Annotated in this window: 26 protein-coding genes; 22 read left to right on the top strand and 4 right to left on the bottom strand. The window is 34.2% G+C overall.

The window, feature by feature from the left end:
- Window positions 1-84 precede the first annotated feature (84 nt).
- The 4 genes from NCCP28_RS18310 to NCCP28_RS18295 all read left to right on the top strand — a co-directional run bounded on the left by NCCP28_RS18310 (window position 85) and on the right by NCCP28_RS18295 (window position 3,086).
- On the top strand, window positions 85-984 hold the full coding sequence (locus tag NCCP28_RS18310; RefSeq protein WP_127739951.1) for a S1 RNA-binding domain-containing protein: 900 nt from the start codon (window positions 85-87) through the stop codon (window positions 982-984).
- Window positions 985-1,016: 32 nt separating this feature from the next.
- Window positions 1,017-1,919, top strand: a complete 903-nt coding sequence (locus NCCP28_RS18305; RefSeq protein WP_237944429.1) for a replication-relaxation family protein — start codon at window positions 1,017-1,019, stop codon at window positions 1,917-1,919.
- Window positions 1,920-2,059: 140 nt separating this feature from the next.
- Window positions 2,060-2,476 carry an HD-GYP domain-containing protein gene (locus NCCP28_RS18300; protein ID WP_235856659.1) on the top strand — a complete coding sequence of 139 codons (417 nt, stop codon included), beginning with the start codon at window positions 2,060-2,062 and terminating at the stop codon, window positions 2,474-2,476.
- A 121-nt stretch (window positions 2,477-2,597) separates the two neighbouring features.
- Window positions 2,598-3,086: a hypothetical protein gene (locus NCCP28_RS18295; protein ID WP_127739946.1), complete on the top strand. Its 489-nt coding sequence runs from the start codon at window positions 2,598-2,600 to the stop codon at window positions 3,084-3,086.
- Window positions 3,087-3,139: 53 nt separating this feature from the next.
- Here NCCP28_RS18295 and NCCP28_RS18290 read toward each other — a convergent pair whose 3' ends face one another.
- The 3 genes from NCCP28_RS18290 to NCCP28_RS18280 form a co-directional block, all read right to left on the bottom strand.
- Entirely contained in the window at window positions 3,140-3,760 is a 621-nt protein-coding gene (locus tag NCCP28_RS18290) for a hypothetical protein (RefSeq protein ID WP_127739944.1), read from the bottom strand.
- Window positions 3,744-4,229 carry a hypothetical protein gene (locus tag NCCP28_RS18285; RefSeq protein ID WP_127739942.1) on the bottom strand — a complete coding sequence of 162 codons (486 nt, stop codon included), beginning with the start codon at window positions 4,227-4,229 and terminating at the stop codon, window positions 3,744-3,746. The genes NCCP28_RS18290 and NCCP28_RS18285 overlap by 17 nt, the downstream gene beginning before the upstream one ends.
- Before the next feature lie 340 nt (window positions 4,230-4,569).
- Entirely contained in the window at window positions 4,570-4,752 is a 183-nt protein-coding gene (locus tag NCCP28_RS18280; protein ID WP_127739940.1) for a DUF8096 family protein, read from the bottom strand.
- A 178-nt stretch (window positions 4,753-4,930) separates the two neighbouring features.
- On the opposite strand from NCCP28_RS18280, the gene NCCP28_RS18275 reads away from it, so the two are divergent.
- The 13 genes from NCCP28_RS18275 to NCCP28_RS18215 all read left to right on the top strand — a co-directional run bounded on the left by NCCP28_RS18275 (window position 4,931) and on the right by NCCP28_RS18215 (window position 19,334).
- Window positions 4,931-6,310, top strand: coding sequence for a PIN domain-containing protein (locus NCCP28_RS18275; RefSeq protein ID WP_127739938.1), 1,380 nt, complete (start codon window positions 4,931-4,933; stop codon window positions 6,308-6,310).
- Window positions 6,311-6,563: 253 nt separating this feature from the next.
- On the top strand, window positions 6,564-8,096 hold the full coding sequence (locus tag NCCP28_RS18270) for a P-loop NTPase family protein (RefSeq protein WP_127739936.1): 1,533 nt from the start codon (window positions 6,564-6,566) through the stop codon (window positions 8,094-8,096).
- A gap of 70 nt (window positions 8,097-8,166) precedes the next feature.
- Window positions 8,167-8,811 carry a hypothetical protein gene (locus NCCP28_RS18265; protein ID WP_248562706.1) on the top strand — a complete coding sequence of 215 codons (645 nt, stop codon included), beginning with the start codon at window positions 8,167-8,169 and terminating at the stop codon, window positions 8,809-8,811.
- Window positions 8,812-8,828: 17 nt separating this feature from the next.
- On the top strand, window positions 8,829-9,986 hold the full coding sequence (locus tag NCCP28_RS18260) for a P-loop NTPase family protein (RefSeq protein ID WP_127739932.1): 1,158 nt from the start codon (window positions 8,829-8,831) through the stop codon (window positions 9,984-9,986).
- A 10-nt stretch (window positions 9,987-9,996) separates the two neighbouring features.
- Window positions 9,997-11,520 carry an ATPase, T2SS/T4P/T4SS family gene (locus NCCP28_RS18255; protein WP_235856658.1) on the top strand — a complete coding sequence of 508 codons (1,524 nt, stop codon included), beginning with the start codon at window positions 9,997-9,999 and terminating at the stop codon, window positions 11,518-11,520.
- On the top strand, window positions 11,513-12,496 hold the full coding sequence (locus NCCP28_RS18250) for a hypothetical protein (protein WP_127739930.1): 984 nt from the start codon (window positions 11,513-11,515) through the stop codon (window positions 12,494-12,496). Before NCCP28_RS18255 ends, NCCP28_RS18250 begins: the two co-directional genes overlap by 8 nt.
- Window positions 12,497-12,513: 17 nt before the next feature.
- Entirely contained in the window at window positions 12,514-13,431 is a 918-nt protein-coding gene (locus NCCP28_RS18245; RefSeq protein ID WP_127739928.1) for a hypothetical protein, read from the top strand.
- 64 nt (window positions 13,432-13,495) lie between these two features.
- Complete coding sequence (locus NCCP28_RS18240) at window positions 13,496-13,633, top strand: hypothetical protein (RefSeq protein WP_164849723.1); 138 nt, start codon at window positions 13,496-13,498, stop codon at window positions 13,631-13,633.
- Between the two features lie 17 nt (window positions 13,634-13,650).
- Window positions 13,651-13,806, top strand: coding sequence for a hypothetical protein (locus tag NCCP28_RS18235; RefSeq protein WP_164849722.1), 156 nt, complete (start codon window positions 13,651-13,653; stop codon window positions 13,804-13,806).
- Window positions 13,807-13,821: 15 nt separating this feature from the next.
- Window positions 13,822-13,986: a hypothetical protein gene (locus tag NCCP28_RS18230; protein WP_164849721.1), complete on the top strand. Its 165-nt coding sequence runs from the start codon at window positions 13,822-13,824 to the stop codon at window positions 13,984-13,986.
- Window positions 13,987-14,058: 72 nt separating this feature from the next.
- Window positions 14,059-14,436, top strand: a complete 378-nt coding sequence (locus NCCP28_RS18225; RefSeq protein ID WP_127739926.1) for a hypothetical protein — start codon at window positions 14,059-14,061, stop codon at window positions 14,434-14,436.
- A 10-nt stretch (window positions 14,437-14,446) separates the two neighbouring features.
- Window positions 14,447-14,947: a peptidase M23 gene (locus NCCP28_RS18220; RefSeq protein ID WP_127739924.1), complete on the top strand. Its 501-nt coding sequence runs from the start codon at window positions 14,447-14,449 to the stop codon at window positions 14,945-14,947.
- 766 nt (window positions 14,948-15,713) lie between these two features.
- Window positions 15,714-19,334 carry a PKD domain-containing protein gene (locus NCCP28_RS18215; RefSeq protein ID WP_248562705.1) on the top strand — a complete coding sequence of 1,207 codons (3,621 nt, stop codon included), beginning with the start codon at window positions 15,714-15,716 and terminating at the stop codon, window positions 19,332-19,334.
- Window positions 19,335-19,445: 111 nt separating this feature from the next.
- On the opposite strand, the gene NCCP28_RS18210 is transcribed toward NCCP28_RS18215, so the two are convergent.
- Complete coding sequence (locus tag NCCP28_RS18210) at window positions 19,446-19,952, bottom strand: hypothetical protein (protein WP_127739920.1); 507 nt, start codon at window positions 19,950-19,952, stop codon at window positions 19,446-19,448.
- Between the two features lie 511 nt (window positions 19,953-20,463).
- On the opposite strand from NCCP28_RS18210, the gene NCCP28_RS18205 reads away from it, so the two are divergent.
- The 5 genes from NCCP28_RS18205 to NCCP28_RS18185 all read left to right on the top strand — a co-directional run bounded on the left by NCCP28_RS18205 (window position 20,464) and on the right by NCCP28_RS18185 (window position 23,324).
- On the top strand, window positions 20,464-20,682 hold the full coding sequence (locus NCCP28_RS18205) for a hypothetical protein (protein WP_127739918.1): 219 nt from the start codon (window positions 20,464-20,466) through the stop codon (window positions 20,680-20,682).
- A gap of 853 nt (window positions 20,683-21,535) precedes the next feature.
- On the top strand, window positions 21,536-21,856 hold the full coding sequence (locus NCCP28_RS18200; protein WP_127739916.1) for a hypothetical protein: 321 nt from the start codon (window positions 21,536-21,538) through the stop codon (window positions 21,854-21,856).
- Between the two features lie 199 nt (window positions 21,857-22,055).
- Window positions 22,056-22,586: a hypothetical protein gene (locus tag NCCP28_RS18195; protein WP_127739914.1), complete on the top strand. Its 531-nt coding sequence runs from the start codon at window positions 22,056-22,058 to the stop codon at window positions 22,584-22,586.
- The gene (locus NCCP28_RS18190) at window positions 22,583-22,981 is read left to right on the top strand and encodes a hypothetical protein (RefSeq protein ID WP_127739912.1); all 399 of its coding nucleotides are present in this window, start codon (window positions 22,583-22,585) and stop codon (window positions 22,979-22,981) included. Before NCCP28_RS18195 ends, NCCP28_RS18190 begins: the two co-directional genes overlap by 4 nt.
- Before the next feature lie 22 nt (window positions 22,982-23,003).
- Complete coding sequence (locus NCCP28_RS18185; RefSeq protein ID WP_127739910.1) at window positions 23,004-23,324, top strand: hypothetical protein; 321 nt, start codon at window positions 23,004-23,006, stop codon at window positions 23,322-23,324.
- Window positions 23,325-23,383 lie beyond the last annotated feature (59 nt).

Genomic DNA, 23,383 nt, shown 5'->3' with positions numbered 1-23,383 from the left:
AAAACGAAGTAGTTATCACTACTTTTGTTTTGGGTTGTTTTTTTTTGCTTATTTACTCAAATTAATTTTTAGGAGGAACAATAAGTGGCAGAATTAACTCAAGCATCATGGACAAACGACCAACAATTAGAGGAATTAGCAAGAATCCGAAGAAATAGAGAAATCATTAAAGGGGTAGTTACTTCCGTAGGTTATAAAACATCCAAAGTCTTAGAAGACGGTAGTTATGTAGATAAATCAATAGAGGTAGCAGTTTTCCAACTCGAGGGTAATATAACAGCTTATTGCCCTAGTAATGAATTTTCTGATCATGAGTACAAATCTCTAAATGGATTTACTGGGAGTATCCAGGAGTTTATCATAACTAACTTAAACCTAGAAGATAAGATAGCAATCGTAAGTGTTCGGGAAGCAGACAACATGAAAAGAGCTGCTTTCATGGAACAGTTAACAGAACTAGAGGAAACCAATGAACTAAAGAATACAGTATTCAAAGGTATTGTGCGTGGTTTCAATCCCACTACACGACGTATCTTCGTTCGAGTAAATGGTGCTGACTGCTACATGCTGCCGAATGACTGGAGTTGGGATAGAAGCAGAAGTGTAGAAACATTATTTGATCGTGGAGAAGAAATTGAAGTGAAGGTACTCCGCTTCGATAAAGAAAACTTCTTAATTCAAGTAAGCAGAAGAGCTACCATTGAAGACCCGTTTAATAAGCTAGAAACATTAAAGGAAATGAATACAATTGCAGGTAAAGTAACAGCTGTCAGCCCTATTCATGGTATTTTTGTGCAGCTGGATGTTGGCTTAGAAGTGAAAGGGATTAAGCCAAACTATTTAGATGAGCCTGTGCCTGGGGATATCGTATCTTGTGTAGTACGTAGCGTAGACAAAAAGAATCGAAAAGCAAGAGTAACCATTACAGGTTATCCAAGGGGTAAAAAGAAATTAAAAGATCCAGCAAGTTTCTTGTTTGAGTAATGAATACGATGGAACAAGAAATTGAATACCCTATGTTTACTACCAGAAATGGGGAGGTTCCTTTTTGGGACCACCCTCTACTAAAAGGTAGCAAGATACTCCCAAAAAAATATTTCCCTTACACAGGTATTGAAGGTGCAATAACACTCTTAAATAGAAAAATCATTGATGATAAGGACTTTACCCTTATAAAGGTATTAGGAGATGCTATATGTGCTACGGAAGAACAATTACGTCGGTATATGGAACCAATCATGAGCCGATCAGACACGTCTAAAAGATTGGACCGCTTACGCACCAATGGAATAGTGGAAAGATGGAAAGTACGAATCCGTACAGATGTAGAAGAAGCGATTAAACCAGCCGCTCCCTTTACATTAGGAGTAGCGGGCTTCAAATTACTTAAGCATTATTACAATGACCAGTTCTATATGGACCCTAACCGTTGGGATAACTACGGTATTGGTGGTATTAAAAGATATGTAGCAATGAACGAACTCCGCTGCCAACTTATTGAAAGAAAAGTACTAAGCAAGTGGAAATGGAATGCAAGAATTGCGAATAATCACCGATATAAGTTCCCGCTAGGAGTAGGGGAAATAAAAACACAGAATGGTAACATAAATTTTCTAATTGATCGTGCTCAAATGAACCAGAATTACATAGGGTATTTTCGTGATAAACTGGAAAACTGGAAATATGTTCACGAAAAATATGGCTGTCTACCAGTAAGTGACTTCCCTGAGAATGTCCAAATGGTTATCCTTTATACATCCACTCTAAGTATTGCTGAGCAGATTCAAAAAGAACTTTTATTAGATACGTATCCCTTTAATATACTTCTTTGTGTAGAAGAGTTTATGGAAGAGGGGCTAAACACTTCTTTCTTCCAACCACATAAAGAAGGTTTGAATCGTATCCGTTTACCTATATAGGAGGAATAAATGGCTGTAACTACACAATTCACTGTAGAAACATTATTAGAGTCTCTCAGATCACATTGCACCGCTACTTATGAACACTCTATAAGAGTAGGCAAGCTTCTAGAGGCCTTCTTGGCATGGAGAATTCCAATATGTTTGAGTTAGGTTCTCTCCATGATTGCGGGAAGCTTCTTATTCCCTCTAAACTTCTTAATAAAGAGGGGAAACTTACTAAATCAGAATATGAAGAAATAAAAAAACATACCAGGTACGGTTATGAGATAATTTTAGATACAGCTGATTTTCCCCGTACTTATGCAAAAAGTATTCTATTCCATCATGAAAATATCAACAAAAGTGGTTATTATTCTTTAGCAGGGAATGACATTCCACTCTTGGGCAGAATAATTAGAATTATTGATTCCTATGACACCATGTTAAATGGTCGTATTTATCAAAAACCATTAAAAAAAGAAAGAATACTGTCCGAACTAATTGAATTAAAGGACAAATATTATGACTCTAATTTATTGGACAAATTTATTTCTTTTATAAAGACCATTGAATAACTTAATCAAAAGAGGCTAATTCCTTTTTATCGGTATTAGCCCTTTTCGAATAAACCAAAAGTCATTACATAACCAAGTACCTATGCATTTTATTTAGAAACACTAGTAAAGGAGTAACGGAATGAATTTAAAAAAATATGCTATATCTTTAATTCTATCTTTATTAACCATCATTACCTTAACAGCTTGTGCTACAAAAGAGGAGAGTAAAACAGCGACTGCTGCTGGATTACTTCCAGTAGGAGATACTTATATTGGCATTCATGCTACGAATGAAATTATACATGTAGATTCTCCAAGTTCTTGGACTATAAAAGATGAACATAAAGATGATACCAATTATAATATTACATCTGTAGAAAAAACTGGAGAGAAAGTTGATAAGTATGAAGTATATAGACTTGTTGCTGAAGAAGTATATGGAGATATAGAAAGCTCTTTTTCTAAAAGAGAGGGCCGTAACTTTATAATCGTAAAAGATGAAGATACCTTATATTTCCGCTCAATAGCGGATGGGAATATAGAAGGTATAACAGAAAAACTAACAAATGCTGAAAATAAAGATGCAATTGTTAAGAAGATTTCAAACTATAGTTTTAAACTGCAGTGAATAATGGAGGTGTATTGGGAATTCCATTCCAAATACACCTTTTCAGTCTCATTCTATTTACTCTGAAGCTTTTTCAGGATAGTCTGCTGGACAGTGACTGAATTCCCATGCTCCTGAACCCGTTTGATAAAATCAAGATATATAATCGAAATCAGTTGTTCTACCGTTATAGTTGTATTATCTAGGAATGGAGTAAGATCATATAAAAGGATTTCTCCCCTCAATATCACTTTCTCTGAATAACGTATCTCTATATATGCAAACTTTTCTTCATTTTCCTCATCCTCGTCCATTTCCGCCATTTCTTCATATTTAAACAAGTGATGGTTTACTTGTTTAAACACTCTTTTCTCAACCACTTTTACTGGAAAGTACTTCTCCATACTTTGTTTCAGGTATATAGCAACATCTTCATTCTTTACACCTCTCTTTATTTGATTCAAAAAGTCCTTGTACAACAATTCAATTAAATGACCAATATCAATATAAGAGGTTATTGCCTCGGGATAATTATCTTTAAGATCTTGTATAAAAACCTGTCCTCTAAGGTAATCGTAATAAGGTAGCTTTATTGAGATGTATTTTTTGGAGGAAAAAAAACTTTGGAAAAAACCTTTATATGCACCAGTCATCCTTCCATTTAAAATATCTAATCCACTAAAAGATTTCCTCAATATTACCACCTCCTTCTAACCATTTTAATACTGACATTATCACCATATATGCTGTTTTTCGCTCAGATAGCCCTTTACGTATTGCCAAACCATATGGTCCTCCAATTTCCCTTTCAAAAACAGTTTCTAAAAGATTAGTATGCATATAGTGTTTAGAGTCTTTGTATGGCCAGTCCCATTCCAAAATAGCTGGATTATTTAAACCATAATGAAGTAATAACGTATTCAACTTTGTTTGTTGTATTGGTTCTGCCCCTTTACTTTTTAAGGATCTTTGCACTTGTTTACACAAAGACTGCAACTTCATTCTTTCTATATTGGTTACTGGAAATTTTAATTTGTGTGTTTTATCAGCTCTAATCTGCCTTACTTTTACTTTTTTCTCCTGCTTTATTTCCGGAAGTAACACTGGTTTACTCTGTTCCTTTATTATTCTTTGTTCATTAAATAAAGGATTGATATATCCCATCCTATCCTCTCCCATTACAAAAAATGTCCTTATCTCTACGTCACTATTCCACTTTTCCGCTCTAATAGATATATAGACAAGCAGAGAGGGGATTAGAACAATTTTATTTAACTATACTTGTATATTTTAAGATTTTATTGGTAATAATTTTTTTATAGACAATTACGAGGTGAGATGAAATGAAAAGTAGCAAGAAGAAGCAAGATCCAGCGGTAAAAAAATTCGCAAAAAAGTTATCAGATATGAAGAAGGAATCTAAAGTGATTAGCATTAAGATAAAATAAGGCATGGGATATATAATCCCATGCCTTTTAATTTTTTATTTTTGCAAAAATAGATATTAAATACTTTTTTTCATTCCGCATTTACGGCATTCCCGAATAAAAGTGAAATTCTTAGCAGAACTTTTAAACTGAGCATTGTCACAATTATCACAGCGACCACTTTTCTTGTCAGGATATTCCTTATAGTCATAAATAATTGAACTATCATACCCGTTGAACTTCTCTTCGCTCAACTTCATCACCCTTTTTCATATTTAGCTTAACAAGCATACCAAAAATTATTAAACGTATAAAGAGTTTTTAAAGTTTAGCTTTTCAAGATTTGCAAACCTTCAAAGCCAAAATTAAAGATCCAACACAAAAAAGGCATTTCTTGATATAATTACCATTATTCAAGAAATAGGAGAGCACATATCAATGAATATCTTTTTGGACACTAATCTTATCTATAGAGACCCCTTTTTAACTAAAGGAAAAAATGCATTACTACTTCAATTAGCCAAACATGAAGATGTGAAATTATATATAAATGATGTGGTATATAAAGAGATGTTGAGAGGTCATAAAGCCTTTATAGAGGAACAGCTTAATAAAATGTCCCAGGCTTATAATATGGTAAGTCGGTATTTAATTACTCCCTCTATCGCAATTGATACTGAAAAAGAGCTAGAATTAATGATAAATTGTGTCGAAGAGTTTTATGTAAAGCTAGAGGCAGAGAATCAATTAGATTGGGTACCTTACGATATTGATCTACTTCCTCTTATTGTTGAATTGGATATGAATGAAAAACCACCATTTATTGTTAAAAGCAAAGGTTCTAAACATGCAAGAAAAGAAATTCGTGATGCTATAATCTGGAATACATACAAGCTATTCATTCAAAAACAACAATTAGAGAACTGCTTTTTCATTACCAATAACACTAAAGATTTTGGAGCTCCGGATGCTAATCAAAGTCCGGCAGAACATCCTTATCCTCTTCATCCTGATTTAATTGATGATGTAAATATAGTTGCCTATAAAAACACAAATGATTTCTTTGCACACAACGAGGAAATTATTAACACGCTATTTAAAGATGAAAACCTTCATATCAAAATGTTGTATGAGGACTTTTTACCTCATATTGAGATTGAATTAAGAAATGGCCTTCTTACAGAACTTATTACAAAAAACTTTGTTAATTCAATTAAAGTAGACGTAGAAGCTTACTTTAATGAAATCTCTCCGAGAGATATTCATCCTGATTATTTTATGGGTGGTTATGTAACACCATCCTTAAATGGTGATATAACCGATATTAACTTAGAAGATGTTACTATATACGGTGATAACATTGTAATTGCTGCAAATGTTGTTGTTAGCATGGATGTTAATATATATCTATATAATCCTGATGCTGAAGGAAATGAAGATCCTGTACCATACGCTGCAACAGATACTATGGCAGCTGATTTAATTGTGGTATTCTTATTACCTATAAACACTGATAATAGGTTAGAAAAAAATAATTTCTCCTTTTCGGATTATATAAAAGATATAGAACCTACTAATCTAGATATACAGATAATAGCTACCCAAAACACTAATCACACATTTGAGTTACTTGAAGGTAAATATTATGAGGATAAAGGACATGATTTAATGTTGGAAAAGGATGGTTCCTTTTTTTATTTTAAAAAGGTTTCAGAAGGTGAACCAATAACAGCAGGATCAAGGAAGTATACTCTACCCGATGGGAATCATAGATTTATAGATACCAAAAGACTTAAAGACAACTATTTTAAATCTTAAATATTAAATTTGGGAAAAATATCTTTTTCCCCTTGATACTTTTAAGACCAAATGATATTATGAAAAAGTAAATTAGTGATTCTCTTTTAAGAAGTATTGAGATCAGCTATAATTAACTAGACTATAACTTTAAATTGAACGATAAAAACATCATATAAATTAACGGGAAACACCCGAACGTAAAGCATACTACACATGCGTGTAGTAGGTTTTTCTGTTCGGGTGTTTTTGTGTTTAAAGGAGCTTTTTATTCATGAAAAAGGTACTTATAGCGGTTGGGGATCGTAATTATACAGAAATCTTGTGCGATGCTTTTGACAAGCATACAAGCCTATTCACCCTAGCTAATCAAGAGGTTTTACATAGACGATATTTAGAAGAAATTGTCGATCTCGAAACCCCAGATATTTTAATTATCCATGACCGTTACTTGGAAAGTTCCTTTGCGGAACAAGTGGATAGAGATAATGAATTGCTGGCCTACATTAGACAATGTCGTATCCAATACGATAATCAAATGCGTATTGTCTTTTTATGTGAACGCCCGACAAAAGATCCGTATCTTTCTACTTTAGTTAGTGTCGGTATCATGGATATCTTTAATCAAAACACCATTGATTTAGACCAGTTTATTCAACAGCTTTCAGAACCGCCTAAATTCTCTCAGGTAGAGAAGTACTTATCTACTACTATTCCTCTTTTTGCTGCTAAACAGGAAGAGGAGCGGTTGGAATTAGAAAAGCAAAAGGATAAAGAGAAGAAAGAAAAAACGGTTAGACCCGTTAAAGTAGTTGAAAAAAAGGTCATTCAGAAAGTGGTTGAAAAGAAAGTTGTTCAAAAGGTTGTAGAGAAAAAAGTAGTACAAAAAGTGGTTCAAAAGAATGTGATCAAGCGGGACTATAACATTCATGTACATAACAATACAGAGAAAGTAATTGGGATACCCGTTAAACGAAAAACAGTTTTAGTTGGAAGTCCCTCGGCAAGAAACGGCAGCTCCTTTGTTTCTCACCTTTTAGCAAGGAACATTGCGAGAACAGGTATCTCGGTTAGTTACATGGAGTCTCCACTAACTACTCCGTATACTTATGATCGTTTTTTTGGTACTCAATATGCTCCAAATTATAGGGGCCTCTTTCAAGAATTAATAATGGAATATAAAATTCCAAACCAGACAAGTGAATGGACGAAAGATGGTGTTCAAATCATCTGCCAAAACCCAACATCAGATTATGAAGCTCCAAATGACATTTCATTGGAGACATTTATAAAGGTTCTATATTCCAGTGATGCTTTAATTAACATCATTGATATCGGAACGAGCTGGGATAAAGAAATTACGAAAGACTTATTGGATATTGCGGATATTGCATTAATGGTAGTGACTCCAGATGTTCCGCTTCTGCAACAACTAGAAGAGAGTCCAAAGCTGAAGTCGATCATCCAATCTGAAAAGCTTCATTTTATTGGTAATCGCTTTTCAGAAGGGATAACCAATAATCCATTAATTAAGGATTTACTAGCAGAGAAATTGATTTTAACCTTGCCTTCCTTTATAGATACGGATGTTTTCCAAGCACAATATCAAGGAGTTTTCCTAAATGATCAAAAGGACTATCCATTGAAAATATCCAACCTGTTCTCACCTATAACGGAGCTGCTTCTACCAAAAGAAGTATTAACCAATAAAACGAAAGGTGGATTCTTAAGAAGTATATTCCATAAAAAAATCTCTATCCAAAAATCAAATCAGGAGGCAAAACAAAATAATGAAGTTTTTAAATAGACCCTCTGTCAAAATTACTCTCGGCTTGATGACTGCACTTTGTACAATAGCTTTCATCTTTGTCTACGATATGTTCTTACGAGATCGAATTGATTCAGTTGAAGTAGTAGTAGTGAAAGCCAATGAGGAAATACAAAAAAGCGAAAAAATAACTGCAGATAAGATTACTACTGAAAGAAGACCAAAGGAAACCCTTATTAGCAATGTAGTACTAGCCAAAGATATCAATTCCATTATCGGCATAGATTCTAGCCAATTAATTGATGGTAACTCGATGATATCTGGCAATATGTTGGATGTGGAAGAAATCGTTCCAAATAAAGAAGAGGGAGAAGCGATTCGACCTATCACGAAGGATATGATTTACGCACAGCCAGGCTCTCTTAGAAGGAAAGATACCGTAGATATTTATCTAGTGAGCAAAGATGGTTCCAATAGTATGCAAGAAGATGGCTCGTCCAGTAAAAATTCAAAAGGTAGTGAAAAAGCTTCTACCAGTGCTATGCCATTTTTAGAAGATGTCAAAGTAGTATACGTAAAGGATTCTGGTAACAAAGAAGTCGTCTCTGCAACTACAGAAGAAACTACCGAGGATCAAAGGTTAAATGCTACATCAACTATCAGTGATCTAGAAGTAATCCTAAATGATGAAGATTTTACGATGTTAATGGACCAAGTGTTAGGGAATGAAGCTAAGCTCTATATCACTTATTAATGAAGGAGGCTAAAAACATGAAGTTACTTATTGTTTCAAAAAACTCAACGTATAAACAGTTATTTGAGAAACGGGAAGAGGGGCTGACCGCCTTTCTTACTAGCTCATTATCTAATACAGAAAAAAACATTGATGCCATTTTTTTAGATGGTGAAATGATACAAATCGATGATTTAAACCATATTAGAGAGCTATATCCTAATCAGACTATTTTCTTCAAACCAGTTGCATTAAAGAGTGATATTTTAACGAAACGAATTTCGAAAGTAGCAGCAGCTGTTAAAATCCATGTCATGAATGAGTACAGTACGGAGGAACAGCTCGTAGACGAAATTACAGCTAGATTATTTGAAAAAGATAATACCTCTACCAAAAGAATTATTAGCTTTTTCGGAACACATAGTGGAGCAGGAGTCACTACAACGGTTCTAAATCTTGCTCGTTCTTTATCTCAAAAAACAGATGAAAAGGTATTAGTATTGAGTCTTAACAGTTGGGACCCAGCTGATTATCTTTACCATTATGAAGGCCAATATTTGAATGATTTGAAAGTAGATCTTAACCTAAAGAATTTAACGGTACAGAGATTGTCAGAAGCAATCCATTACAATGACTCTTTCTATCACTTAGCAGGAAATCGAGATATTAAATTGCAGAGAATGTACCAACCATATGAGATTGAACATCTAATCCAGGTAGCACAGCAAATATTCGATGTTATTTTGATTGATGCAGGTACTCATTTTGATACTGCTCCAACCGTTCAGTCTTACCTATCTAGTGGTTTAAAATTCTTAGTAACTAATCAGGAAGTAAAGGGTTACCGTGGTTACTTCCCTTATGTCTTTCATCAGCTAATTGAACCTGCAGGTGGTAGCGCCGATGATTTCTTGCTCATTATTAATAAATACCAACCTGGAAACACACTCATCAATGAAAAAGATCTAGAAGATGAGTTAAATATGGTGAAGATATCGACTATACCAGACGTGAAAGAACTTGGAACAATGGCTGCTTATCAAAGAAAGTTACTATACGACTTTACGGAAAGTGCTTATTCAAAAGAGATAGATTTCCTATCAAAATTAATTATCTCAGAAGGTAATATTTCTGAATCTATTAATCCTATCGGAAAAACGAAAGAGAAAAGAGGATTATTTTCTCTCTTTAATTAGAAAGGAGTGAGTGAACCTGAACAGCATGGAAAGAGAAATTGGTATTCAAAAGGAGTTTGTTATCTCAGAATGGTTGGCTGATACCATTTCAAAGAATGGATTGAAGCAGGTAGTTAGAATAAATACATATGCTAGAACCCGCTCCTTTAAAGATATTTGTACGAAAGTAAGAAGTCAGTTACAAGAGATTGTCATTGATGGGTCCATTGATAAAAAAACACCAAATGACATAACAGATATTGTAGAAGACAATAGCAACATTTGGCTAGAACGGCAACATAGAGCAGTTATCGGTGATGAGCAAGCCATGTCTTATTTCATTACGAAGATTAACGAGGTGCTTCATAAAGAGAATATCTCTTCGACGGATTATCCATCTTTTTATAATTCTTTATCAGAAGCTATCTTCCATGAAGTATGGGGAGTCAGCATTCTTCATAAGTGGGACAAGATGCCAAACAGTGAAGCAGCCGTAATAAGAGGAACTCAACTCTGGATTGATGTAGACGGTACTTTTGTAAAACAAGAGGAAGAATTTGAAAGTATTGAAAGGGTCGAAAGAATCAAGAAGGCTTTTACTATCCGAATCAAGGATGCCATTATCAATGAACAATCTCCAGAATTAGAGATTGAAAGAGAAGATGGTAGCCGTATCACCATGATACAAAAGCCGCGGGGAAAGGAAAACTATATTATGTTCCGCCGATTTGTGGTGAAAAATTTCGGTTTAGAAGAACAGGCCCGTTTAGGAACAATATTGGAAGATGATATACCTTTCTTCCGCTCCTTATCTAGAGTTATGGCCAATACCATCTTCGCAGGAAGGGTACGTTCAGCCAAATCAACCTTTATGAAAACCATGATTAAAGAACGAGATCCTTCTTATGTAATTGGCGTATTAGAGAAACACTTTGAATTAAACTTATCCAAAGAAATGAACCGACTCATCTTTGAGATACAGGCAAAAGAGGGTGACTTACATCACGCCATTCCACGTTTATTACGGATGGAACATGATTTTATAGTTGTTGGTGAAATTCGATCATTAGAGACGGAGGGTTACCTTCAGGCATGTGAACGTGGGGAAAGAGGAGCATACTCTACCTACCACTTAACAACGGTAGAACATGTCGTTCCCCAAATTACACGACATATCCTAGATGAGTTTCCTAACCGGAACTTTGAAAATGAGTTGGAGCGGGTTGCTAGAAACATAGATATTATTGTAACAATGAGTGCTGATAGAGACAGGAGAAGGAAACGTGTCATTGGGGTAACGGAAATCATTTGGGATGAGGAGAAAAGACGCCACCGAACGCAAGATTTAGTTCGTTATAGTCCGACTACAAATCAGTATTACTATTCTTCTAATATCTCAAAAGAACTACTTGCTTTAATGGCGGGAGAAAGTCTAGAGGATGCCAAAATATTAATTAATCACTTAGCGAGAAAAGCAAAAGAGTCGCCTATGTCTGATTATGAACTGATTAAAGATCAGCTACTTCATGACATGCTGGAGAATTCTAATGGTTAACATCGTACATTGGATTTGGCATATCGGTGTAATTTACATTCTCTATGGTATTTTGCTCGTAGTAGCTTTGCGAGTTGCTTACTTAATCATGATGGAATCGCTAAAAGTTACCTATAGTGACTGGAATTATAAATATAGGATACGAAGAATTAAAAAGAATTTAGATGTAAAGGAAAGCCCAGTTAGCAGAAATCCTTTAGTGAAGCATATTTCACTCCTAATTCGGACCACAAGCGATAATCGGAATGAGTTAGACGCTCAAGTTTTTGTTCTTTTTAGTGGGATTATAGGGTTTTCCATGTTCGTTCTTTTTTTCATAGCACTCCATGACTTGGTCGTTGCTGCCATTTTTGGATTGTTACTTTCCACTATTCCCTATATATTTTTGCGATTGAAATTAAACAAGATTCGCTATCTCATGAGCTTAGAGTTTCTATCTATCGTACAAAGATTAACGCAAAATTATAGTGCCAACCAACAGGATATGTACTATGCATTAGTAGAAACCCAAAAGCAAATTAAGAATGAGGATCTCAGAAAAGTAACCATCCGTTTAATTTCTGATTTACAAGTATCACGTAGCGAAAAGGAATTAAAAGAAAGTGTCCAGGTATTTACGTATACAGCCAATACCAATTGGTCCAAACGTCTAGGGAGCATTATTTTAAAAGCCTATCTGTATAATGAAAAAGTTTCAAATGCCTTGATGGTTTTAACCAAACAAATGGAAGATACAGAAGAGATGTTAGAAGAAGAAAAGTCACAAATGCAAGATTCGATTTATGACGGGTTTATTACTGCACCGCTATTCATTGGATCGTTAATCTTAGGCTACTATTCAAGTGGTGCTCAGGATTGGTTCTCCTTACAATTTGGAGGGAAATGGAACTTGTTTCTTTTCTGTCTATGTTTAGTCGGTGTTATTTTTTCCATCATTATTTCCATCTTCTTAAAGAGTCCAAAAAATGATTTATAAAGACGGGAGGTAACAAGATGGAAAATGAAATTGTACTTTTTAAATTGATGAATGTCATTGTATATCTAATTGTCATTTCTTTATCTATTATTGCTGGAATCTTAGTGTATACCGGCCTTAGTACGAAAGCAGAACGCCAAAATTATAGAATTCGTTTATCTTCCAGCATTGAAAAAAGCAGAAACAAATTAATTGAAGGATCTAAACATTCTAAAGCGGAGGACCAACTCAGAAGAGCACAATATCCTCTTGGGTTAAATGGGCTTAGGTACTACCTTTTATTTGGAAGTATATATGGATTTCTCATTATCTACTATGTACTAATCCCATTGCTACTGGAAGGAACCATCACTCAAACAAGTTATATCAGTGGTATCGTCATTCTCATCTTGATTTTATTTTCATTACCGAGTTTTCCTTTCTCTATATTTAACTTTGTCATGAAAAGAGTAGTTAACTTTCAACAAGCAAAAGTACATTCCGAAGTATTTATGCTTTATGACTTATTAATCAATGAAATAGAGATGATGACGGTAAACAGAATCAATACCTATAATGTTCTTCGAAGTATGAAGCCTTACTTCATCTACCTAGAACAACCATTAACGAGGCTATTATCTACTTGGACGAGTGATTTAGGATCTGATACCGCATTAGATAACTTTTTAATGGAGATAGATTCTAAGGAATCGGCCGCTTTAATTGGAGTAATTAAAAACCTGGATGGAATGGACAGACAAACAGCTCTGCAACAACTAAGAGGCATGCATCAAATGTTTGTGAAGAATCAAATAGAAAACTACCGAAGAAAAACAAAGATTACAAACGATGTCTTAAACATTCCAGTAAAGGTGACGCATTTCTTAATTATACTGAACTTCCTTGTTTTAATTGTTTCTATGGTAACGCTAATTTTACAACAAACAAGAGGCTAAACATTCTGTTTGCTTACTGTTCGCTTCATTTATACTTACTTTTTATTTAAGGGGGGTGATTTCCATGAAAAAATCCATCGCAACCTATATGACAATTGCTTTAACAGCTATCGTAATTAGTACCTTTATCTTTGGGGGTCTCTATTATCTGATGAAGGATCTGTCTGATGATGTGGCGACTTACACTAATGACAGCAGTTAAGAAGGAGGAAGCAACACATGTCAAAGACGCTTGCTGTTTATATGATACTAGCGGCTACGGCCATTATCATGGTGTCATTGGTCATTGGAATTAGTTTTGGCGCATTAGCCGATAAAAACACGAAACATGAAGAAATGTTACAGAACGAACATCAACTAAAAATTAACTATTAAAGGGGACAATTTAACATGAAAACATCATTATCAACATTTTTAGGAATCGCAATAACAGTAATCTGTATCTCAGCTTTCTTATTCATTGGAGGTTACAACCTAATTAACAGTGAAACAAGCGCATATGGAACAAAGGTAACTAACATGCAAACAAACCTACCTGATGGCTCAGGAAAATAAAGAATAAAAGAAAGGAGCAACTATTATTTTATAATTGCTCCTTTCCTTTTATAAAAATAAGGGGGTTTTGATATGGCTAAAGCATTAGCGGAATGGATGACGATTTTTATTGCGGTGAACATTATGTTCGCTCCCATACTTGCCTATATAGATAGTCTTAATCGTGAGGCTGTGGAAGTAGTACTTGCTGAAGGGGCTAAGCAAGCATCTATAGAAGGTAAATTCTCACCAAGTATTGTAGAAGATATGAAACAAACATTGGTTGAAAATTATAACTTTAATGAATCGAAAATTAACATAACAGCTACTCAAACATTAACTCCTAGAAATGAGTATATGGAAGCCAGTATACAGGTACCTCGAACTTTTATTTTCATATTGGATATTTTCAACCAAGGTCCAAGCACCATTACGAAACATACTAAAATCTTAAGCGAATATGTAAACTAGGAGCAATCTCATGGCTACTACATTAAGAACCATCATATTTGTATTACTGTTTGCATTAATTACTCAAATCCAATTTAATTTAGATGCCGATAAAACCGCCATTAGGCAGCTGAAAAACGCTACCGAAATAGCAGTCCACGATTCAGGTTTGGCTGTTGAACAGGAAGCTCTTTCGGAAGGTAAGATTGTTTTCGACCAAAACAAAGCGATGGAAAACTTTAAGGCTAGTTTGGAAAATAACCTAGATTTATCGAGTACTGCAGGATATGTTTATAACCCAACTGATTCCTCCTTTTTCAAACAAGATCTTTATCTTGTTGACTTAGAGTTTATTGATGACAGCAACACAGATAGCTACCCTTTTGTTTATTCTAATTCTAATTATCACATATTAGAAAATATAGAAGGTCCCTCTATTATTGCAGTAATGACTACCGAAAGTCCTCGCTGGTTTAAAGGTAATCTATCCATGATTAGACAAGCAGCGGTTTATCAATATAAAAATAATTAACGTTATCGTTATATGTATGAACTAGTTGAATTTGCGCTAAATATATATTGATTTAACAGTTAAATTGCTATAGAATTAATATATAGCAAAATTACATAAAACTAATGGGAACAACCCAAGAATTATAGATAGAGTCTCTCTATCTATAGTTTCTTGGGTTGTTTTTTTTTTGCTAAATCTAATCTAGGAGAGTGAGGAAATTTAATGACACAACTGCCATTAAAAAAGCCTACCTTTCGAAAGTAGGAGGCAAATGAGATATTTAAGATTCATATATGTAATGCCACTAGTAGTATTCTTTAGCTTGTTTCTTTTCGTTATTCCAAGTGCTTATGCAGCTCCAGGGGATGATGATATTTACAATGTACCTTCAAAAGTAAAAACTAATTGGAATTCCACTGTTGGAGATAAAGAGTTTCCAAATACAACAGGTAGAAGAATTATCTCAGATGTTTACATGAATAAGTATGTTGAGAACGGATATGAGGTAGTCAACAAAGATTTCGGTAAGGGAAAGCAACCCTATATTCATTTTAGTGGTTGGTCAGTAATAATGGGTTATAAAGAACATACTTCAACTAATCAAGATACTTATATCGCAGCAAAGAAAGTTGCAGGGGAACGTGATTTAAACTCAGTAAAGATTTATAAAACAATCCAATGGGAAGCTGATGCAACTGAGGATCTTGAATATAACAACCAAGGGTCCGGTGTTTGGAATGAATGTCCTGCTGGTTCAACAAATAAAAATGTTGACGATTGTAATATGAGATACGCAGATGTTAATTATCAAGCGTACTTACCTTTAGAAGAACTATTTGCCGAAGATGAAAATTCTAAATACCAACTGTTTATTGTAAAAAGAGTTGATGATCACATTGTATATTCTCCTTTAATACTGCCATTTGACTTCACTGATAAGGAATATAGTGGAGGGAAACTTTCATTATCAAGTGGACAAAATACAGATTTACTTAGAATGAATAATACTGGTGTTTTAAGACGAAAAGAACCTAGAGAGTCAGCACCTAGTGTTATTGCAGACTTAGGTGATGACCGTTATTTTAACTTAGGTGAAAAGTACACTACAATCGATTATGAAGAATCACAAACTGCAATTTGGTATGGCGTAACTAGCCCCGTTGATAAAAATAAAAAGAAATGGGCTCAAACATCCTATTGGACCTTCCAAGGATCTCAAGCTATTCTTGACTTCCAAGCAAATAGACCACCAGTTGCTAAGTTTTCCTTTGACCCAAGCAACACGGTCTATAATGATACCTCTGTAGGATTAATAAATGACTCTTCTGATCCAGATGGAGATACATTAACCTATAAATGGGAGAGGAAACCTTATGGGTCGGACGATTCGAACTATGAAGTGTTCTCTACATCTAAAACGCCTAAAACGTTTAAACTGGCTAAAGGAAGATACACTTTCCAACTAACTGTTTCTGATGGGAGATTAGAGTCATCCGTTAGGCATTACCTGTATGTAAACAACAGACCGCCAGAAGCTAAATTTTCGTTTGATCCAAGCAATACAGTATACAACGATTCCTCTATAGGAATAGTTAATACTTCTTCTGACATTGATGGAGATTCCCTTACGTATAAATGGGAAAGGAAGCCTTATGGATCGGATGACTCCAACTATGAAGTCTTTTCAACGGATAAAACACCAGAAAACTTCAAAATGAAGAAGGGAGATTACACCTTCCAATTGACCGTTTCAGATGGGGAAGAAGAGGCATCGGTTAGAAGATACTTATATGTCATAAATAGACCGCCGGTTGCTAAATTCTCTTTTGATCCTAGTAACACCGTCTATAATGATACTTCTATTGGCATCATTAATACTTCCAGTGACGTGGATGGAGACTCTCTTACGTATAAATGGGAAAGGAAACCTTATGGTTCAGATGATTCGAATTACCAAGTATTCTCGACTGACCAAACTCCGGATAAATTCACTTTGGAGAAAGGAAACTATACCTTCCAGCTAACTGTATCGGATGGGGAAGAAGAAGTATCCGTTCGCCACTATTTATATGTCATAAATAGACCGCCGGTTGCAGACTTCACTTGGAATCCTACAGCCATTTATAACAATACAGAGGTCACTTTTATCAACAAATCGAATGATTTAGATAAAGATACACTTTCTTATACTTGGGAATATCAAAAATCGGGAACGGACAGTTGGAATAACTTATCAAAAGAAAAAGATCCACGGAAAGTGTTCGAGGAACGTGGAGACTGGAAAATCCGTTTGACTGTAAATGATGGTGAAGCTTCTACTTCTGTTACAAAAACTCTAACAGTAGATAACAGACCGCCGGTAGCCAAATTCAACTACAGCCCTGACACCATTTATAATGATACGAATGTTCGTTTCCAGAACTTATCTACCGATGAGGATGGGGACACGCTCACCTATAAATGGGAGGCTCAAGAACCAAACTCTACGACTTGGACGGAATTCTCGACATCTAAGGATCCTAATCGTATTTTAAACAAAAAGGGCAGCTGGAAAGTGCGCCTAACTGTCACAGATGTAACGGGAGCTAGTGATAATGTAACCAAGACTATAAATGTAGGAAACAGACCTCCTACAGCTGTCTTTACTTATAGTCCTAAAACTATTTATAATGATACGGTAGTTAAAGCTTCCAATGCTTCAACGGATAAAGACGGAGATCTTTTGACATATAAATGGGAGTATCAAGCACCGAATACAACTACTTGGACGAGCTTTTCGACGGATAAAGAACCCAGCAGAGTACTCCCTCAAAAAGGAGATTGGAAAATTCGTTTAACGGTTACAGATGGGGATGGCGCAAGTGACAGTGTCACTCAAACGGTTAAAGTATTAAATAGGCCGCCAGTTGCTAATTTTACCTACAGTCCACAAGACATATATAACGAAACCAATGTAGTATTTAAAAATACCTCAACAGATGTTGATGGGGATAAACTAACTTATAAGTGGGAGGTTCAAAAACCAAACACAACTACATGGTCTCAGATTTCGACGGAGAAAGATACGAGTAAAGTTCTTGAGATAAAAGGCGATTGGAAGGTTCGTTTAACCGTTATGGATGACAACAAAGCGAGCGATTCGATGACAAAAACAGTGACAGTTGGAAATAGACCGCCAAAAGCGGATTATATCTATAATCCAACAACCGTTTATAATGACACGAATCTTACGTTTACAAACAAATCTAGTGATGAAGATGGAGATACCCTTACGTATAAATGGGAAATGCAGAAACCAAATGAAACCACTTGGACGCAAATCTCCACCGTTAAGGATATTACCAAGGTCCTTAATCAAAAAGGAAGTTGGAAAGTGAAACTAACCGTTACAGATAGTAGTAACGCAAGTGATTCGATTAGTAAAACAATCGAAGTGAAAAACCGACCACCGGTTGCGGATTTCACGTTTAGTCCTTCGACTATCTATAACAACACAAATGTTACATTTAAGAACCAATCAAATGATGTAGACAAAGATCCATTAACATATCAGTGGGAATACCAAGCACCAAATTCCTTTACCTGGAATAGTTTTTCAACTGGTGTAAATCCTTCTAGGGTATTTGATACCATCGGAGAGTGGAAAATTAGATTAATAGTGAAGGACGACAGTGGGGAAACAGCTAGTAAAACAAAATCACTGGTGGTAAAAAACAGAGTACCTGAAGTGACATTATCGTATAATCCTGATGATGTTTTTGAAGGTGATACAGTAAATATCTGTGTTGATGTGAAAGACCCTGATGGACAAAAAATGGATGTAAAGCTTTATATTAATAAAAATTATACGACAAAATCGTTAGTCCTCCAGAAAAATGGAGTAATCTCTGGTAGTACGGTATGTTATGAACAACAAGAAAGCGAAAAAGGTCGGTATGATCTATCGGTTGAAGTGAACGATAGATATGATACGACAGAGGTGGAAACCTGGTTTTACGCCAAACCTTTAATCATAATTGGGCATGTGAACCATGCGGAAGATTGGTTAGAAAAGCACAATGAATTAGGTCATTCTTTAGATAAATTCTATAGCGGCGAAAAGTTTTTCCTGCAGGCAGATGTTTCTAGTTATCCTATTGAGTATGTTAAAACAACACTTATAGCGGAACAAACCGATAACACTCCTGTTAAGATTACAAAGACCTTATCTTCATTATCGGATGTTCTATATGATGGTTTCATCTACGATGAAAAGCATCAAGAGTATCCAACCAATTTAAAGAAAGGTCCCGCTCAGTTTGATTTTGAGGTTAAGTATACCAATGGAGTCATCAAGCAAGATACTGTTGACATTGAGATAATAGATGATGTTTTAAAAGTTTACAAATATCATAGAGTGTATTAAAAGGAAACCTTCTGTTTTTGACAGAAGGTTTTTCTTTTATTATGTTTACACGTAAACAGTAAACACGTAAACATGTAAACGAAAAAACACATCTAAAGGATGTAGGATGTGTCAATTTGCTAATTCATTATCATTTTCAACGGGTAATAGTTGTAATTTAGAGGAAGCTAAGGTTTTCATTTCTTTATAATGAAGCTTTCTATCCTTTTCAATAGTAGTTTGGGCCTTTTCTAATTCTTTTTCTAGAGAGGCAATAATCTTTTCAGATTCCTCATGTTTCATTTTATATATCAAGAGAGCGTCTATTTGTTGTTCGTATCTTTCCGATTCGAATTCTGCCGCAGATTTAACTGCTTTTATCTCCATTTCATGTTCATAGGATAACCTATTAATAGCATCCCAAGAGGTCTCATAAGCCCTCTCCACGGATAAAACTGCTTCTTTTCGAAACCCTGTTAACTTTTCTATGTCCATTCTTCTTTTGAATAGAGGAAAGCAAATTTCAAGCATTTCTCCGTAATCTTCGATATGTCCTTGGGCCTTCAACAGAGAGAGATAAGAATCGATTTCCTTCTTTAACTTAGGTCTTATCCTGTAGCTGGCTGGTTCTTTTGTCATCTAAATTCTCCTTTCTGTTTACTTTTTATTAAATATCTTTGTGTCAAAACAAAAAAAATTATACATTTCGGAACTTTTTTTGAAAAACCTGTTAATTTCTTTGCCTTTCAAACACATAGAAAGTGAAACCTTCTCGTGGATACCTGTAAAACATACAGGTTTTAAGCCCTCTTTAATAAGGAGATATTTTAAATTCTCTAAAAAAGTGCAACAAACAGTAAAGCTATTGCTATATATAGTGAAGGGGTTACTTAAAATGGAATCGATCAGTTAGCAACATATATGAGAGAGGAGAAGAGTTGATTTTAAATCAGCTCTTTTTTTGTTGCTCTTTAGTAAATGAATGTCTGAAAACAGAGTGTTTACTGTTTAAGGTTTGCAAGAAGGAAGTTAACAGTGAAATTAGCATAAACAAAAAATCCAGGGAATCTAGCGTCATAAATAAGCAGATTCCCCGTTACTAGAGTGAAAATCAAATCTATTAATAAATTACTAAAAGGAGAACTTGTAGATGAAAACAGAATTAGATTTTAATTTTACAAAAACAAAAGAGGTTACTGAATTAGGGATCAAATTAAAGGTGAACTGGAGAATGCCAGGAAAATTAGTTGAAAAACTATTGATTGGATTAGGAGAGATGTTGTTAGGGGCAGTAATAGAATACTTGCTTAAAGAAGATGTACAAGGATTTGTACAAGCAGCTATACAAGGATTAATCAATAATATGTAATAAAAAATAAAACCCGCCAGCAAATGCTGGTGGGTTAATTGCTTTAGCTCCTACATTTCGATTAGCGGAATGGGGTATCTGCTACTATTCTTATAGATTGCCTTACCTATTTATCTAAGATCAATAAATAGGTTGATAACCAACACATATCCCAGAAGTTTGTTTTATAGTATAATTATCCCATATTTATAAATTATTATCTGATTATAAGTTATAAGTTATAACTTATAAGTCATAGTAAAAAGAATTCAAAGGATAGTAAAATCTAAAATAATTAAGATTAATTCTCCATTTTGATTAGAAAGGAAAAAATAGAATAATGGTATTACTCATAAATATTTTTCTTACTATACTAGTGAACTATTTGATATTAAAAAAAGAAATCATGACTTTAAAACAAAATTTTATTTTTGTATTTTTATTGGCTCTTTTTCCTACTATTGTATTTTTAATAAATGATCTTACTACTTATAGCAATGAATACTTTTCAATTATAAATGCAGGGCATGCAATTTATTCAATATTCGGGTTGTTTCTACTCTTGGGTTCTTTAATAACTTACATATTTATTTATGTATTTACTGTACTGATTTTATTGCTTCAACGATTCATATATCGAAAATTAATGAAATAAAAAAACTGCCGTTATCCAGTTGGGGATATTGGCTTTACGAGTCATATAAGAATTAATTATAATTTTAACAATGTAGTAAAAGATTTTTATTCCTTTTTAATATAATACTGACATAATTGACACAAAGTGATAGTCTTTCTGCCTTAAAATGAAATTATAACCGAGTTGAAAACTACTTGAAAATGAAACGAAAGATAAAAATATTAAAGGATTGATACTATGTTATTACATAATCATTTGCTTATTAATGGTGAACAAAGCGTAAATTACTATACGAAAAAGTCTTATTTCCATTCAGAAGGGAATTTAGTCGAGATTTATTCTGTAAACAAACAAATTTTCTATTCCAATTCTTCCATCGTGGAAGATGAAGTCATGGCTGCTAAGTTAACAGAAACACCAATAGAACAACTTACAAGTGAATATAAATTAGTTTTGGAAATGGGAACTTATGATGATCTAGCTTCTTCCGAGAATATTAGTGAAAAGAAAGCCTATGAGCTCGTTAAACAAATTGAAATCGAGACAACAATTCATTAATTAAATACACTTATTGAAACAAGTAAATAAAAAAGGTAAAATGAACCTATAGATTTTTTTACATTTTGTTATTTTTTCTTTGGTTATTTACTAAATTTAGAGCCTTTGGGTTCAGTCTAAGCAAACTTGCTTTATTAAAGACTGTCCTAAAGGCTCTTTTTGTGTTTTAAAGAAGAAAAAGAGATAGGAGAGGAATTTGATGTACAAACTTACTTGTTTTGTCCCTATGGAACCCAATGAGTTAGAAAATGCATTAAAAGGATTAAGGTTTACAAAAAAGAAAAATGATTTGGAATGGAATATGGATGGAAGTACCTTTCGTATAGAACCTTTTCAAAATCAATCTAGAGAGTTACTAAAAGGTTACCGGGTATATTTTAACGGAGATATTTCAGGAGGTTACCATTTATTCAACTTATCTATAGGATGTCTGGGGGCACAAGTAACTAATATTGATTGTATCCTGGACTATCCATTCAAGACTTCCCAAGATTGGATAAATGAATTAATGAAGAGGCCTTCTTGTAAAATGATTGATGCCAGAGGATTATTCGTGTTAGGAGATATTTTTTTGACTGTGGTCAATGACTCCTTAATTATTCAGAAGAGAATTAGAAAGAATCAAAAATTAAAATTAAAAGAGACTTTAAAACAAATCGATTTTATTAGGGAAGATCTATCTCCTAAAGAATTCGATTTGTTTTCGTTTGGGGAGGAAGTTATAGCATGAGTATTACATTTTTTACTCAAAAAAACATGTACCGAATAGAACCGTATTGTATATACATGGATGGGCATCAAATAGCTTCTGGCAAAACGACCATCATAAATATACTTCAAGACGAAAATGCCTTAATAGAAATAGAATCTGGAGAGCTACTAACCTATCTACATACAGAACAAGTTAGAATCGTGAATCCAAGAGATGAAAGATACAAAGGGAGAGCAACAGAAAGGAAACATTATATCGTTTCATTCTTTGTGCAATTTGCTGATCAAAAACTAATAAAGGAAATCGAGGTATTAGCAATGGAGGAAAACCATGCTAGAAACTTGGTACAGGAAAGATTTAAGGGCCTTGGTATTAGTGTAAATATAGCTAAGTTACGTAGCATTATAAACTAATCAATGGGAGGAAGAGGAAAGGATGAGAAGAATGAATTTTTTTAGTATTTCTAATCTCGAACACCAAAATGTACTTATTAAAGAAGAGTTTCTTCCTGTTTTATGGAAGGAAGGAACTCTTTCTACATTGGTAGTTAAAGATAATACAAACATGTTAGTGACGAAGGGAAAATTCTCAGGAATTTCGAACAAGAATATTAATTTAAGCTTATATGCAGCTACACTCAATGTTGTAGGAATAGAAGAGGAATTTTTATTATTTTCTACCTCTTTGCCGCAAGCTTATAAGGATTTTAAAGAATGGTGTATTTTTGAGCCATTAAACATTAAACCAGTAAAATAATGGAGAGACCTAGAAGCATTCGCATTATCAAGATCAAGCTAGGTCTCTTTTTTTATTCT

The sequence above is a fragment of the Niallia sp. NCCP-28 genome, assembly GCF_023168165.1.
GTDB lineage: Bacteria > Bacillota > Bacilli > Bacillales > Cytobacillaceae > Niallia.
The sequence above is the reverse complement of the archived record's forward strand: the minus strand, read 5'-3'. Positions and strand labels throughout refer to the sequence as shown.